At 71.7% G+C, this 14,651-nt stretch carries 13 protein-coding genes and 1 tRNA gene; 9 read left to right on the forward strand and 5 right to left on the reverse strand.

What is annotated here, in order from left to right:
• Positions 1–55 precede the first annotated feature (55 nt).
• The 3 genes from G3I78_RS09410 to G3I78_RS09420 all read left to right on the forward strand — a co-directional run bounded on the left by G3I78_RS09410 (position 56) and on the right by G3I78_RS09420 (position 3,142).
• Complete coding sequence (locus G3I78_RS09410) at positions 56–1,084, forward strand: aldehyde reductase (protein ID WP_164422378.1); 1,029 nt, start codon at positions 56–58, stop codon at positions 1,082–1,084.
• A 10-nt stretch (positions 1,085–1,094) separates the two neighbouring features.
• A complete protein-coding gene (locus tag G3I78_RS09415; RefSeq protein WP_164422379.1) occupies positions 1,095–1,910 on the forward strand; it encodes a helix-turn-helix transcriptional regulator in 816 nt (271 codons plus the stop codon).
• A 329-nt stretch (positions 1,911–2,239) separates the two neighbouring features.
• The gene (locus G3I78_RS09420) at positions 2,240–3,142 is read left to right on the forward strand and encodes a carbon-nitrogen hydrolase family protein (RefSeq protein ID WP_239157714.1); all 903 of its coding nucleotides are present in this window, start codon (positions 2,240–2,242) and stop codon (positions 3,140–3,142) included.
• Positions 3,143–3,212: 70 nt separating this feature from the next.
• On the opposite strand, the gene G3I78_RS09425 is transcribed toward G3I78_RS09420, so the two are convergent.
• Positions 3,213–6,026, reverse strand: coding sequence for an ABC transporter permease (locus G3I78_RS09425; protein WP_203614784.1), 2,814 nt, complete (start codon positions 6,024–6,026; stop codon positions 3,213–3,215).
• Positions 6,027–6,031: 5 nt separating this feature from the next.
• Complete coding sequence (locus G3I78_RS09430; RefSeq protein WP_164422382.1) at positions 6,032–6,730, reverse strand: ABC transporter ATP-binding protein; 699 nt, start codon at positions 6,728–6,730, stop codon at positions 6,032–6,034.
• A gap of 63 nt (positions 6,731–6,793) precedes the next feature.
• On the opposite strand from G3I78_RS09430, the gene G3I78_RS09435 reads away from it, so the two are divergent.
• A complete protein-coding gene (locus G3I78_RS09435; protein WP_164422383.1) occupies positions 6,794–7,375 on the forward strand; it encodes a PadR family transcriptional regulator in 582 nt (193 codons plus the stop codon).
• Between the two features lie 139 nt (positions 7,376–7,514).
• On the opposite strand, the gene G3I78_RS09440 is transcribed toward G3I78_RS09435, so the two are convergent.
• A tRNA-Pro gene (locus G3I78_RS09440) sits at positions 7,515–7,588 on the reverse strand.
• 100 nt (positions 7,589–7,688) lie between these two features.
• Between G3I78_RS09440 and G3I78_RS09445 the strand changes: the two genes are divergently transcribed.
• Positions 7,689–8,330 carry a DUF309 domain-containing protein gene (locus G3I78_RS09445; RefSeq protein ID WP_164422384.1) on the forward strand — a complete coding sequence of 214 codons (642 nt, stop codon included), beginning with the start codon at positions 7,689–7,691 and terminating at the stop codon, positions 8,328–8,330.
• Positions 8,331–8,340: 10 nt separating this feature from the next.
• Complete coding sequence (locus G3I78_RS09450) at positions 8,341–10,422, forward strand: MDR family MFS transporter (protein ID WP_164422385.1); 2,082 nt, start codon at positions 8,341–8,343, stop codon at positions 10,420–10,422.
• 72 nt (positions 10,423–10,494) lie between these two features.
• Here the strand turns inward: G3I78_RS09450 and G3I78_RS09455 are convergent, their stop codons facing one another.
• The gene (locus tag G3I78_RS09455) at positions 10,495–11,268 is read right to left on the reverse strand and encodes a sulfite exporter TauE/SafE family protein (protein WP_164422386.1); all 774 of its coding nucleotides are present in this window, start codon (positions 11,266–11,268) and stop codon (positions 10,495–10,497) included.
• 91 nt (positions 11,269–11,359) lie between these two features.
• Positions 11,360–12,547, reverse strand: a complete 1,188-nt coding sequence (locus tag G3I78_RS09460) for a thiolase family protein (protein ID WP_164422387.1) — start codon at positions 12,545–12,547, stop codon at positions 11,360–11,362.
• 87 nt (positions 12,548–12,634) lie between these two features.
• Between G3I78_RS09460 and G3I78_RS09465 the strand changes: the two genes are divergently transcribed.
• The 3 genes from G3I78_RS09465 (at position 12,635) to G3I78_RS09475 (ending at position 14,444) form a co-directional block, all read left to right on the forward strand.
• Positions 12,635–13,435, forward strand: a complete 801-nt coding sequence (locus tag G3I78_RS09465; protein ID WP_164422388.1) for an alpha/beta hydrolase — start codon at positions 12,635–12,637, stop codon at positions 13,433–13,435.
• A gap of 163 nt (positions 13,436–13,598) precedes the next feature.
• Positions 13,599–14,078 carry a DNA starvation/stationary phase protection protein gene (locus G3I78_RS09470; RefSeq protein WP_164422389.1) on the forward strand — a complete coding sequence of 160 codons (480 nt, stop codon included), beginning with the start codon at positions 13,599–13,601 and terminating at the stop codon, positions 14,076–14,078.
• 33 nt (positions 14,079–14,111) lie between these two features.
• Entirely contained in the window at positions 14,112–14,444 is a 333-nt protein-coding gene (locus G3I78_RS09475; protein WP_164422390.1) for a DUF3140 domain-containing protein, read from the forward strand.
• Positions 14,445–14,651: the final 207 nt, after the last annotated feature.

The raw sequence follows: 14,651 nt of genomic DNA on the forward strand, positions 1-14,651 counted from the left end.
GTACTGGTATCGGCGGGATCTGGAACCCACCGGCCCGACTGCCGAGCATGAAGGCATGGCACATGTACTCGTCACGGGCGGAACCGGTTTTCTGGGTTCCCACCTGATCGCGCGACTCCTGCCCGCCGGGCACACGGTCACGACCACGGTCCGTTCCCTGGCCCGGCGTCCTGACGTCGAGCGGATGCTCGCCGTGGCCGAAGCCCCGCACGCGGATGGCGTCTCCTATGTAGAGGCGGACCTGACCTCCGACCGGGGCTGGGAGCGGGCCGTGGCGGGAGTCGACCACGTCCTGCACGCGGCCTCGCCGTTTCCCGGGGCAGGGCCGAAGCACGAGGACGAGGTGATCGTCCCGGCCCGTGACGGGACCTTGCGGGTCCTGCGGGCCGCCCGGGACGCGGGGGTGCGGCGCACGGTGCTGACCTCTTCCTTCGCCGCGGTGGGCTACGGCCATGGCCGGACCGCACGGACGTTCGGCGAGGACGACTGGACCAGGAGCGACGGGCCGGGGGTGTCCGCGTACGTCAAGTCGAAGACGATCGCCGAACGGGCCGCCTGGGACTTCGTCGAGCGCGAGGGCGGCGGCCTGGAGCTGACGGTCGTCAACCCCGTGGGGATCTTCGGTCCGGTCCTCGGGCCTGACTTCTCCACGTCGATCCGTATCGTCCACGCGATGCTCACCGGCCGGATGCGGGCCGCGCCGCCGATCTGGACCAACACGGTCGACGTACGCGACGCGGCCGACCTGCACCTACGTGCCCTGACGGCACCGCAGGCAGCCGGACAGCGCTACCTGGCGCTCGCGGGCGAGCCGATCTCCTTCCACCACATCGCCCTGGCCTTGCGCGCGGAGCTGGGCGAGGCCGCCGCGGCGGTGCCCACCGGCTCGGCACCGGCCTGGCTGCTGCGTCTGCTGGCCATGGTGAACCCGGCGCTGCGCGAGACGGTGCCGCAGCTGAATGTCGTACGCCGTGCCTCCAACGCGAAGGCCCGCAAGGAGCTGGACTGGTCCCCGCGGTCCAACGAGGAAGCGGTCGTGGCCACCGCGCGGAGCCTGGTCCGACTCGGCCTGCTGAACGGCTAGCGTCGACGGCATGGCACGCGACACAGCCGACACCCTGGGCGAGTTCCTGCGGGCCCGGCGCGCATCGATCAGCCCGCGACAGGCCGGGCTGCCCGCCGGCGAACGGCGCCGGGTCCCCGGACTGCGCCGCGAGGAGGTCGCCCAGCTCGCCGGCATCAGCCCCGAGTACTACCTGCGCCTGGAACAGGGCCGCAACCTCAACCCCTCCGACCACATCCTGACCGCACTGGCCGGCGCCCTCCAGCTCGACGAGGACGCCGTCGCCTACCTGCACCGCCTCGCCCACCCCGCGCCACCTCCTCGCAGGCCGCGCAGCCGCACCCGTACGAACCAGGGCGATCTGCAACCGCTGCTGGACAGTTGGCCGCAGACCCCCGCCTACGCCCAGGGCCCCGGCGGACGAGTCGTCGCCGCGAACCGGCTGGCCGTACTCCTGTGCCCCTTCTTCGCCGTCGGCCAGAGTCCCCTGCGGGCCGCCTTCCTCGAACCCGAGATGCGCGGCCTCTACCCGCAGTGGGACGACATGACCGCGAAGGCCGTCTCAGGACTGCGCGCCATGATCGACGTGGACCAGGCCGACCCTGAGCTGCTGGAGACCATCGGCGAACTCACCGTCGCCAGCGAGCAGTTCAGCACTCTGTGGACCCGCCGCGAGGTCCGCCGCCGCGACACCGGCCTCACCCGCCTCGACCACCCACTCGTGGGCGAACTCGACCTGCGCTACGAGAAGATGATCCGCCCACAGGCCCGCCAACTGATCGTCGTCTACTACGCCGACCCGAACTCCACGAGCGCCGAACGCCTGGCGCTTCTCAGCAGCCTGTGAACCAACGGACGGGGACGGCAGGGCAGTAGGGATCTTGACGGGGTCCGCGAGCGACGGCATGATGGCCGACTGCGTGGCCTACGCCGAACCTCCCGCGACCGTCCCCGGCACGGTCTCCCACCGGAGGCAAAGGGACCAGCGTCTCAGGCCGTTGTCGCAGCCCGATCGCCTCGGGCGAGGTTGCCGGGGAACTGTCGCTCAGGGCGTGGAAGGCCGCGATGACAGCCCGTAGGAACTTCAAACGCCAGGTGCGTGCCCGCGCCGCCAAGACCGGCGAGTCCTATACGTCCGCCCTGCGGCACTTCCTTCCGACTCCATCAGGAGACGTCATGTCGGAAGCAAGGAATCCCAACACCGTACGGCTCGCCGTGGCGCAGACCCCGGTCCGCGACGACCCCCGAGACGTCCAGGCGCTGCGCGAGAGCGGGCGCGAGGTCCGCGCTCTGATGCGCGAGGCCGCCGCCCAGGGAGCGCGGCTCGTGCACTTCCCGGAAGGCGCGCTCTGCTTTCCGAGCAAGTTCGTCATGTCCGTCGACGGCCCCGACACGGTCGGCCCGGCGGACTGGGACCGGTGCCAATGGCCGGTGCTCCAGTCGGAGTTGGCCGCGATCACCGAGCTGGCCCGCGAGCTGCGGCTGTGGACGGTGATCGCATCGGTACACCGCCTGACCGGCCCGAATCGCCCGCACAACAGCCTCTACGTCCTCTCCGACCGGGGCGAGGTCGTCACACGCTACGACGAACGCCTGCTGTCGAAGACGAAGGTCTCGTACATGTACTCCCCGGGCGTCTCACCGGTCACCTTCGAGGTCGACGGCACACGCTTCGGCTGCCTACTGGGCATGGAGATCCACTACCCCGAACTGTTCGCGGAGTACGAGAAGTCGGACGTCGACTGCGTCCTGTTCTCCACCAGCGGCACCCCGGGCAACACCGCCGCCCAGGCCCAGGGCCACGCCACGGTCAACAGCTACTGGGTCAGCATGTCCGTCCCCTCCCAGCACAGCCCCACCGCCCCCTCCGGCATCGTCGCACCCAACGGCGACTGGCTCGCCCGATGCCCGGCCGACGGTTCGCCATCGGTCGCGATCGCCCACCTCGACGCCGGCTCGGAGGCCGCCGCCGACGCGGTGACCTACGGCCGCCCGTGGCGCCGTGAGGCACGCGCGGGCATCTACACCGAGCACCAGGTGAACGACCCACGCAGCGAGGACCGGACGGCGGCCTTCTAGCCCGGAGATCGAGCTTTCCTCCGTGTCACTCCAGGATCGGCCAGGGTCCGGGGGTGCGTGCAACCGCCGTTCACTCCCTCGCCAACAGCTGAGCCGGCGCGATACGGGACATCGCGCGGATCGGGAAGGAGAGTACGCCGCAGACCAGGGTGACGCCGGCCAGGGCTGCCAGAAGTGCTGCGCCGGCCAGGGCCGGCAGTCGGTCTGCCCAGAGTCCCTGGCCGATTGTCAGGACGGTGGTCAGGCCCGCGGCGGCTCCGGTGAGGCCGCCCAGGAGGGCGAGGCCGGCGCCCTCGTACAGGGCGAGGCGGGCGAGTTCGCGGTGGGACCAGCCGGTGGCGCTCAGGACGGCGAGGTCGGCGGCGCGCTCGCGTTGGGAGAGGACCAGCACGTCCACGGCGCCGGCCGCGCCGAGCACAAGGGACAGGGCCACGCTGAGGTAGTCGGCGGTGCGGGCCTGGGCGACGACGGCGTTGCCCAGCAGCGAGCCGGCCACCTCGCCGCGGAAGGCGAGGGTGAGGGAGAGCAGCACGGTGAACGCGGCCACGCCGAGCGCCAGGCCGGCCGCGCCGAGCACCGTCCGGCCGGGGGCGCGCAGCAGGTTGCGCAGCGCGAGACCGGCCACCGAGCGGACGGCGACCGCCCGGCGGGTGGCGGTGACCGGGGGTGTGACCGCGTCCAGCGGCTGCACCCGGGTCGCCCGCCAGGCGGGCAGCACACCCGCGGTGAGCGCGAGCAGCAGAGCGACGGGCAGCACGAGGGCCGCCTTCGCCACCGAGGTGGACAGGCCGAGCAGGGCGCCCAGGCCGTAGGCGAGAAGGGCGCCGAGCGTGCCCGCGGCGAGCCCGATCACCGCGAGTTCGCCGAGGATCAGCCGGAGGATCTCCGGCGCGCTCCAGCCGACGCAGCGCAAGGTGCCGATCTCGGTGCGGCGCGAGCGTACGGAGGCCAGGGCCGCCTGCGCGAGGAAGAGCCCGCAGACCACCAGGACCAGCCCGAACAGCACCGCGCTCTTGGTGTCCACGGCCCGCAGGATGCTCAGGGCGACCCCCTTGGCGACCCAGTGTTCGGTGACCTTGACGCCTCCCGGCAGCGCCACGGTCTGCGGGGCGGGCGAGCTGCCGACGGTGACGTCCACCTGGAGCGCGGGGTAGGCGGCGCGGATCTGGCCGGCGACCGAGTTGACGCGGGCGCGGGAGGCGGGGTCCACGCCGGTCACTCCTGCCACCCGGATGCGGATGGCGCTGACGGGCGCCTTCTCCTGCGCGGTGGGCTTTCGGCGGCTGTGGGTGATGACGGAGAGCGAGTCGAGGGTGGTGAGCAGGGTGGGCGGCGGGCTGAGGTAACCGCCGAGGTTCCGGTCGGGGCGCAGCGGCTGGTCGCCGAGGGCCGCGCGGGAGGCTTGGTCCGCGCCGACGACCTGCGGGGAACGGTAGGTCTCCAGCGGCACCTGGGAGAGGGTGGAGAAGCCGCGCAGCCGGTCGGTGTCGTAGCGGCCGACGATGTTCAGGACCGGTGTCGGACCGCGCCCGGCGTCCTTGCCCACGCACGTCTTGAAGGCCATGCAGTCGGTGGCCGCGTGGGCGGTGACCGCGCGGAACTGCGTGCCGGTGTTCTCCTCCGGGACGTTCGGCACCAGGTCGTCCTCGACGTTGGTGCGCCACAGGTCTCGCGGCTGGGCCGAGCGGGTCCGCACGGTGAGGCCGTCCTCGGTGGCCCGGTAGTCGACGGGGCCTACGGTCCAGTACAGGGGCACCTCGAAGTCGTCGCCGCTGGTGATGGTGCGGAAGCCGGCGCCGAGATCGGCGGTCACCTCGCCGGCGGCGCTGCCGCGCAGGCCGTTGACGTAGTCGTGGGCCCGCGGGCTCGCCAGCTCGGCGGGCAGGGCGGCGGGATCCTTGACGTCGAGCCGCTGGACGGTGGCGGTCAGGGCGCCGGCGGTGAGGGTGCGGCTGCTCAGGATGACGGGGACCTGGTAGTCGTGCTGCCGTTCGGACTCGACCGGGTTCAGGTCGAAGGCGTCGGGCCCCCAGAAGGGCTTGTCCTTGTCGGTGAGCATCCGGCCGGAGGTGACCGCGCCGCCCAGACCGACCAGCCGGTCCTCGGCGACCGGGTCGATCGCCGACAGGAGCACCGGGTAGGCGACCGGGATCCGCGCCGTGGCCTTTCCGTCGCCCGGTACGCAGGTCATCCGGGAACGGGCGTCGGGAGTGAAGGCCGTCCTGGGGACGGGGTTCCACACGAACAGCGGCTGGGGCAGCCGCTCCCCCAGACTGTCGAAGGTGTCCCCCTTCTTGTCCTCGTTGTAGAACCAGCACACCGCGTACTTCTTGTCGTCGGCGATCTCGTGCTGGAGGTCGGGCCAGATGGTCTCGGCCTTGTTCCACGTCTTGTACGTGACGATCGGGTTGCGGGTCAGGTAGACGTACTGGTCGGCCATCGGGTAGCTGCCCAGTCCGGCCTTCAACTTAGGTGTGAGGCGCAGGAGTTGGGCGGGCACATCGCTGTCGCGGAAGGCGGAGACATCCACGGGGACCGTGCTCTGCACCATCAGGTGGCCGACGTTGGCGACCGGTGCGGCGGTCTCGACCCCGGTGAGGGACTTGATGCGTTCGTACTGGCCGAGGGTGATGCCGCCGAAGATGCCGGACAGGAAGTTGGCCTCGACCAGGCCCTGCGCCTTCTCGACCTCGTCGCCCGCGCCCGGCGGGCGGACCAGGATGTCGTAGGCGGAACGCGCACTCTCCTCGACGAGGCCCGTGGTGCGGGCCTGGCTGGTGGTGACCGTCGAGGTGAGCAGGGTGAAGCTGGTGGCGGCGACCAGGATGCCCGAGGCGAGCGCCAGGGCGCGGGAGCGGCGGCGCCACAGCTGGGACAGGATCATGGCGATCACGGGCGCAGCCCTCCGAGCCGGTCGAACACGTCCTCGTCGGGGTCGAGTCGCTCGTCGGCGACGATCCGACCGTCGTGCAGCCGGACGATCCGGTCGCAGCTCACGGCGACTTCGGGGTCGTGGGAGGTGAGCAGCAGGGTCATGCCGTAGCGCTCGCGCAGGGAGAGCAGCAGGTCGATGATCTCGCGGCCGGTCGCGCTGTCGAGGTTGCCGGTGGGCTCGTCCGCGAGCAGCAGGCCCGGTCGGTTGATCAACGCCCTTGCTGTGGCGACCCGTTGCTGCTGGCCGCCGGAGAGTTCGGACGGCAGCGCGTCGGCGCGGGCGGCGAGGCCGACCGCCTCCAGGAGTTCCATGGCGCGTGCGCGTCGGTCGAAGTCCACCCGGCGGGGCAGCACGGGTGCGAGGACGTTGTCCAGCACGGTGAGCGCGGGCAGCAGGTGGAAGCGCTGGAAGACGAACCCGATCCGGCGCCGGTGCGCGTCGAGTCGGCGTGCCGTCAGTTCCGTGCCGTCGATCTCGATCGAGCCCTCGTCCGGCCGGTCCATGCCGCCGACCAGGTGCAGCACGGTGGACTTCCCGGAACCGGATGGGCCGGTGACCGCGACCGCCTCGCCGTCGCCTATCTCCAGATCGACCGCGTCCAGGGCGACCAGCCCCGGATACCGGCGCGTGACGCCCCTCAACCTCACACCCACTGCCGTCCTCCTACATTGGGACAATGCAGCGGTACATTGTCACAATCCAGGAGGTGTGTAAATTTGCCGCTGCACCACGCCGTGCTCGCCCTGCTGACCGAGGGGGAGAGTCACGGGTACGAGCTCAAGGGCCGATTCGAGGAGGCCATCGGCCCGCAGTGGGGCGGCCTCAATATCGGCCACCTGTACCAGATCCTGGACCGGCTGGTCCGCGACGGATTCGTCACCCGGTCCCAGGTGGCCCAGCCCGACCGGCCCGACAAGACCCTCTACCGGCTCACCCCGCCCGGGCGGCAGGAGGTGCGGGACTGGGCCACCAGTGCGTGGGTGCGCACCGGCGGGTTCCGCGACGAGCTGTTCCTGAAGCTGTTCGGCGCCTCAGCGCTCGGCGCCGAGGCCCTGGACACGTTCGTCGCGGCACAGCGCCAGACCTATCTCTCCGAACTCGCCGGGCTGACCCGGCTGCGCCGCACCCACACCGGCGACCCGCTGGTGTCCCTCCTCCTCGACGCGGCCATCGGCCATACCAAGGCCGACCTGGAGCTGGTGGAGGGCGCGGCCGAGCGGCTCGCACCGGCGGCGGGGCGGGACGCGTCCGCGGCGGACGACGGCGCCGGGAGCGCCGGCCGCAGTCGCCCGGCCTGAAGGGGCTCGCCTGGCCTCCGAACGGTCCCCGAAACGTCAAGGGACGGTTCCCGAAAACGTCAAGTGACGGTTCCCGAAAACGTCGAGGGGCCGTTTCAGATCTCCTCTGAAACGACCCCTGACCCGCGACTTCGTAAAGTCGGGACGACAGGATTTGAACCTGCGACCCCTTGACCCCCAGTCAAGTGCGCTACCAAGCTGCGCCACGTCCCGGTGCGCTGCCCCACGGTGGATCGCGGGAACGCGCGTAGGGAACTTTACCCCACGCCGGGGGCGGCTCCGAAGCCGGTGCCGGGCGCGGGACAATCGGTGTATGGCCAGTACATCGTCAGGGCGGCAGGCGGACGCGCGGGACCGGGACGGCGAGGGGCGGGCGCGGAACGCGCGGCCTCGGGACGGGTTGGGGCGGCCGCTGCCGTACGGGTCCGACGGGGTCGCCCGGCAGCCGGAGGGCGTCCTGCGCACCCCCGAGGAGACCGTGGCCGAGGCCCAGGAACTGCTGGACGCGGGGCGTCCCTTCCACGCGCACGAGGTCTTCGAGGACGCCTGGAAAGCGGGCCCAGACGAGGAGCGCACCCTGTGGCGGGGGCTGGCCCAGCTCGCCGTGGGACTGACCCACGCGGCGCGGGGCAACGTCACGGGCGGGGCCCGGCTGCTGCGGCGCGGGGCCGGGGCCGTGGAGGAGTGGCGGGCGGAGGCCGGGCAGCAGCGGCCGTACGGGATGGATCTCGGGGCACTCACGAGCTGGGCCCGGGAGCTGGCGGAGTCGGTGGAGACGGGCCACGCGCGCGTGGACGCGGCGGCACGGGCACCCCGGCTGCGGCGCTGGCCAGACGGACGGCCCGGCCCGCTCGGAGGCGGGCCCACGGCTCCTCCCCCACCCCACCACGACCACGCACCGCGCCCCGGCACCCACCCGGACCCCCCGGCATGCACGGATGGCCCAGCGATGTGATCGTGCCCTTGTGACCGTCGCCGAGGAAACCGCACCGTCCGCCGCCTCCCAGCCCCCCGTGCTGGACGCGCGCCGCCGCAACGTCGTCTTCGTGACGATCATGCTCGGCATGCTGCTCGCCGCCCTCGACCAGACCATCGTCGGCACCGCGCTGCCGACGATCGTGTCGGACCTCGGCGGCGCCGCGCACATGTCGTGGGTGGTGACGGCGTATCTCCTCGCGGAGACCGTCTCGACCGTGCTGGTCGGCAAGTTCGGCGACATGTTCGGCCGCAAGGTGGTCTTCCAGGTCTCGGCGATCGTGTTCATCACGGGCTCGTTCCTGTGCGGTCTCGCCGGGAACATGACGCTGCTGATCCTCTGGCGGGCGGTGCAGGGCGTCGGCGCGGGCGGGCTGATGGTGACGGCGATGGCGTTGATCGCCGACGTCATCCCGTTGCGCGAGCGCGGCAAGTACCAGGGCGCGATCGGCGCCGTGTTCGGGGTCGCCACGGTCATCGGGCCGCTGCTGGGCGGCCTGTTCACCGACCATCTGACCTGGCGGTGGGCGTTCTACGTCAACGTCCCGATCGCGATCGTCGTCGTGGCGGCGGCCGCCCGCACCATCCCGGTGGTGAAGTCGGCGACCCGGCCCGTGATCGACTACCTGGGCATCGCGTTCGTCGCCGTGGGCGCCAGCGCGCTGATCCTCGCGACGAGTTGGGGCGGCAACGAGTACGCATGGGGCTCCGGGGTCGTCATCGGCCTGTTCATCGGCGGGGTGGTGGCGCTCGGGCTGTTCTGCTGGGTGGAGACCCGGGCGGCCGAACCGATGCTGCCGATGCGGCTGTTCGCCAACCCGGTGTTCACGGTCTGCTCGATCCTGAGTTTCATCGTGGGCTTCGCGATGCTCGGCGCGATGACGTACCTGCCGAGCTATCTCCAGTACGTCGACGGCGATTCGGCCACCGTCTCAGGTGTCCGCACGCTCCCCATGGTGATCGGCCTTCTCATCGCCTCGGTCGCGAGCGGAAACGTGGTGAGCAAGACCGGTCACTACCGGCTCTTCCCGATCGCCGGGTCCCTGGTGATGGGCGTCGGCCTGTATCTGATGTCCCTGATGGGGCCGTCCACGGGCGCCTGGCTGGAGTCGCTGTACATGTTCGTGCTCGGCACCGGCATCGGGCTGTGCATGCAGGTGCTGACGATCGCCGTGCAGAACACCGTCGAGTACGCCGACCTCGGCACCGCGACCTCCGGCGTCACCTTCTTCCGTACGCTGGGCAGCTCCTTCGGCACCGCGGTCTTCGGCACGATCTACACCAACTCCCTCACGCCCAACCTCAAGGACGGCATCGCCTCGGCGGTACGGGCGGGCGACGGCATCGACCCGGCCGCCGTCGCCAAGGCGGCGACCAGTCCGGAGGGGGTGCACCGGCTGCCGTCGGCCGTCGCCGCGCCGATCATCGACGCGTACGCCGACACGTTGCAGACCGTCTTCCTGTGGACCGTGCCCGTCGCCGGGCTGGGGTTCGTCGTCGCCCTGTTCCTCAAGCAGGTGCAGCTGCGCGACAGCGCGCGGGCCGGCTCGACCGACATGGGCGAGGGGTTCGCGTCACCGTCGGGGGCGAACTCGCAGCGGGTGCTGGAGACCGCCGTGGGGAAGATCATCGGCAGCACGGACCTGGACACCGCGCGCCGGATCATGGCGGACTCCGACACCCGGCTCGACGTCGCCGGGGCCTGGGCGGTGATGCAGGTGGAACTGCACACCCGGATGGTGGGCCACGCGAGCCTCGGCATGATCGCCGCCCGCCGCCATCTGCCGCCCGAGGTGCTGCTGCCGGTCTTCGACCGGATGGTCGACGAGGGCTATCTGACCCGCGACGGCTCCCTCCTCTCGCACACCGAGGCGGGCGCGCGTGAGGCACGGGTCATCGGCAAGGCGTGGGGGTCCTGGCTGGAGGAGCGGGTGCGGCAGGACATCGGCCGTCCCTCGGGCACGGACCTGCGCGCCGCGGTGGACACGATCGCCAAGCGCCTGCTGGTGGAGGACCTCGGCACCGGACTCCCGCAGCGGGCGAAGGAGCTGACCGGCAGCTCGGCGTCCTGAGACGCCTGAGACGCCTGAAGCGGCCTACGACGTCCTGAGGCGCCCTGTGACCTCCCGAGCACCGGGTGGGCGTCAGCGGAGCAGGAGTTGTACGCCGCCCACCACGGTCGCCGCGATCACCAGTTGCTCGAAGAGTCGCTGGTTGATCCGGTTCACAGCCCACTTGCCCAAAAACGCGCCGGGCACGACGAACGCCACGAGCGCGAGGTCCAGCAGCAGCGAGTGGCCGTCGATCAGGCCGAGGCCGACGCTGAAGGGCACCTTGGAGACGTTGACGATCAGGAAGAAGAACGCCGAGGTGCCGAGGAAGCCGAGTTTCCGGAAGCCCGCCGAGAGCAGGTACATCGACATCACCGGCCCGCCGGCGTTGGCGACCATCGTGGTGAAGCCGCCGAGGACGCCGTAGGAACGGGCCTTGACGCGGCCCGCGCGGGTGCCGACCGAGTCGGGTTCCTCCTCCGTCCCGGCCTTGCGGCGGCGCCACATGGTCACGCCGGCCATGAACAGCAGGATCGCGCCGATCGAGGTCCGGACGATCCCGTCGTCCGCCCACTCCAGGAACAGCGTGCCCGCGACCACGCCGACCGCGACAGCCGGGAACAGCCGCCACAGGGTGGGCCAGTGGGCGTGCCGCCGGTAGGTGAGCACCGCCAGCACGTCCCCGGCGATCAGGATCGGCAGCAGGGCGCCGGTGGAGGCGCGGGCGGGCAGTACGGCGGCGAAGATCGCGAGGCTGACCGTGTTGGCCCCGCTGACGGCTGTCTTGGAGAAGCCGACGAGCAGGGCCGCGGCGGCGAGCGCGGCGAACTCCCCACCGGAAATGTGCCAGAGCGTCATCGTGTCCATGCGGAGACCGATGCTAGATGCAGGTAACCGCCCTGGTAAGTGCCGTCTCGCCGAGTGGTCCTGTTGCGTCGGCGAGCGCCGGGGGCCCGCACTACCCCCGCTCCACCAGCACCGCGCTCCCCTGGCCCACTCCCACACACATCGTCGCCAGCCCTCGTGCCGCCTCCGTCCTGCGCATCCGGTGCAGCAGGGTCGTCAGGATGCGGGCGCCCGAGCAGCCCAGCGGATGGCCGAGGGCGATGGCGCCGCCGGTGGGGTTGACGCGGTCGGGGTCGATGCCGAGCCGGTCGACGCAGGCGAGCGCCTGGGCCGCGAAGGCCTCGTTGAACTCGGCCTCCTCGATGTCGTCGACGCTCCAGTCCACGCGTGCGAGGGCCTTGCGGGTGGCGGGGACCGGGCCGATGCCCATCACGTCGGGGTGGACGCCCGCCGAGGCACCGGCGACATAGCGTCCCAGGGACTCCAGGCCCAGTTCCTCCAGGGCCTCCTCGCTGACCAGGAGGAGACCCGCCGCTCCGTCGTTCATCGGTGACGCGTTGCCCGCCGTGACCGTGCCGCCCGAGCGGAACACCGGCTTGAGGCGGGCCAGTTTCTCGTACGAGGTGTCCTCGCGGATGCACTCGTCGCTGTCCACGACCACGCCGTCCGCCCGCTCCACCGGGAGGAGTTCGTCGTCGAAGTGGCCGTTCTTGCGGGCCTCGGCGGCGAGTCGGTGGCTGCGCAGGGCGAACTCGTCCTGGCGGGCGCGCGAGATGTCGTAGCGCCCGGCGACCTCCTCGGCGGTCTCGCCCATCGGCAGCAGGCCGTGGAGGTCCTTCATCGCCGGGTTGACCAGCCGCCAGCCGAGCCGGGTGTCGAAGGTCTCCATGCGGTGCGGGAGGGTCTCGTCGGGGCGGGGCAGCACGAAGGGGGCGCGGCTCATCGACTCGGAGCCGCCCGCGAGCACGATGTCCGCCTCGCCCGCGGCGATGGTGCGGGCGGCGGTCGTCACGGCCTCCAGGCCGGAGGCGCACAGCCGGTTGACCGTGGCGCCGGGCACCGACTCGGGCAGTCCGGCGAGCAGCGCGGCCATGCGGGCGACGTTGCGGTTGTCCTCGCCCGCCTGGTTCGCCGCGCCCCAGTAGACGTCGTCGATACGCTCCGGGTCGAGCGCGGGCACGTCGGCGACCAGTCCGCGGATCACGGTGGCGGCGAGGTCATCGGGGCGTACGGCGGACAGGGCGCCGCGGAGCCGGCCGATGGGGGTGCGGCGGGCGGCCGCGAAGTGGACGGGACGCACGACTGGACTCCTGACCGTCGCCGGAGGGGGACCGAACAGCTTTAATTAGCACCGCTAGTTTCGGACTATAGCGCAGCTGGAGGAGACATGGCCGAGCACGCCCTGGCAGGAACCCGCGGCTCCCTCACCGTCCGCGAGTGGCCCCACGACCGGCCCCGGTACGTGGCCCTCCTGGTGCACGGCTACGGCGAGCACATCGGCCGGTACGAGGAGCTCGCCGGCGTCCTCTCGGCGCACGGCGCGGCCGTCCTCGGCCCGGACCACGTCGGCCACGGGAGGTCGGCGGGCGAGCGGGTCCTGATCGAGGACTTCGAGGACGTGGTCACCGATGTGCACACGGTGGCCGACCTGGCCCGGAGCATCCACCCCGGCGTACCGCTCGTCATGGTCGGGCACTCCATGGGCGGCCTCGTCGCCGCCCGCTTCGCCCAGCGCTACGGCGACGAGCTCGCCGCGCTCGTGCTGTCGGGGCCGGTGATCGGCGCCTGGGAGCTGCCGGGGGCGCTGCTCGCCCTGGACGAGATCCCCGACACGCCCATCAGCCCGGCCTCGCTCTCCCGGGACCCGGGGGTGGGCGCCGACTATGTGGCCGATCCCCTGGTGTGGCACGGGCCGATGAAGCGGCCGACGCTGGAGGCGTTCGCGCGCACCCTGGAGACCGTGTCCAAGGGCGGCTGTCTCGGCCCGCTCCCGCTGCTGTGGGTGCACGGCGACGACGACCGCCTGGTCCCGCTCGCCGGGAGCCGTGTAGGCGTCGAGGAGATCAGGGGCGGGCGGTCCACCGAAAGGATCTACCCCGGCGCCCGGCACGAGGTGTTCAACGAGACGAACAGGGCGGAGGTCTTCGCGGACGTGACGGACTTCCTGGAGGGCGTGCTCACCCGCTGAGCCACCCCTGTTTGCACCAGTACGCCCTGGGCACCCGCGCCCCCATGGAGTGGTTGCGTCGAGCGGCCTGTGCGGGAGAGGACCCCGAGCTGTTCTTCCCCGAAGCGTGTCTGCGCGCGCTGCTCCGTACCGACACTGGCCCTGCCCGAAGGAGGAGCACGGTATGACTGTGGTGAAGAGCGCCCTGTCCGACTCGGCCCGCGAGACGGCCGGGGAGGCCCTTCAGAGCACCCTGGTGGATCTGATCGGGCTGTCGCTGATCGGGAAGCAGGCGCACTGGAACATCGTGGGCCCGCGGTTCCGCTCCATCCATCTCCAGCTGGACGAGGTGGTGTCGACGGCCCGCGCCTTCTCCGACACGGTGGCGGAGCGCGCCGCGGCCCTGGGGCTGCCGCCCGACGGCCGGCCGGAGACGATCGCCGCCGCCTACACCCTGCCCGGCTCGAAGAACGGCTGGATCCGGGACGACGAGGTGGTCCGGCTGGTCGCCGAGACACTGGACGCGGCGATCGGCAGGCTCCGCGAGCGCATCGAGACCACCGAGAAGGCCGATCCGGTCACCCAGGACCTGCTGATCGGGATCACCGCCGAACTGGAGAAGCAGCGCTGGATGTTCGAGGCCGAGAACTGGCCCCGGGACTGACCGGCACGCCGTACCCGTGGAAAGGCGCACCCGATGACCGACGCCCTCGAACTCGACGCGCTGTGGGAGGACTTCCACCGCGCGGTGAACATGACCTCGCAGGAGCTGGCCGCCTGGCTGCGGGTGAGCGACGCCGACGAGTCCGCGGAGCCGCTGCCGGAGCACGCGGGCGAGCCGACGGGACAGCATGTCCTGGCGATCCTCCAGAAGCGGCGGACGGACCTGACCGACGACGACATCCAGGTGATGTACGAGGTCGTGGACACCGTCACCGCGGAGGCCGACGCGGGGGACGAACCGCAGGCCGAGGAGACGCTCCGCAGGCACCGGCTGATGTCCGTCGGTCACGACCCGCTCAGGCCGTGACCCCGGGCGAGCGCTGAGCCGCGGCGACTGTCGCCGGCACGACGGGCGTACGACGACCCCACTGGGCCAGGACGCCGGCCGGGGACACCCAACCGGCCGTCCTGGCCGCCGCGTTGGCGCGCGCGGGACGGGACGAAGAGGCGATCGAGGACAGCCTCCGCCGGGCGGGGTGATCGTGGCACACTGCTCGCACACATTGTCGAGCAG

The organism is Streptomyces sp. SID13726 (assembly GCF_010548375.1).
Classification (GTDB): domain Bacteria; phylum Actinomycetota; class Actinomycetes; order Streptomycetales; family Streptomycetaceae; genus Streptomyces.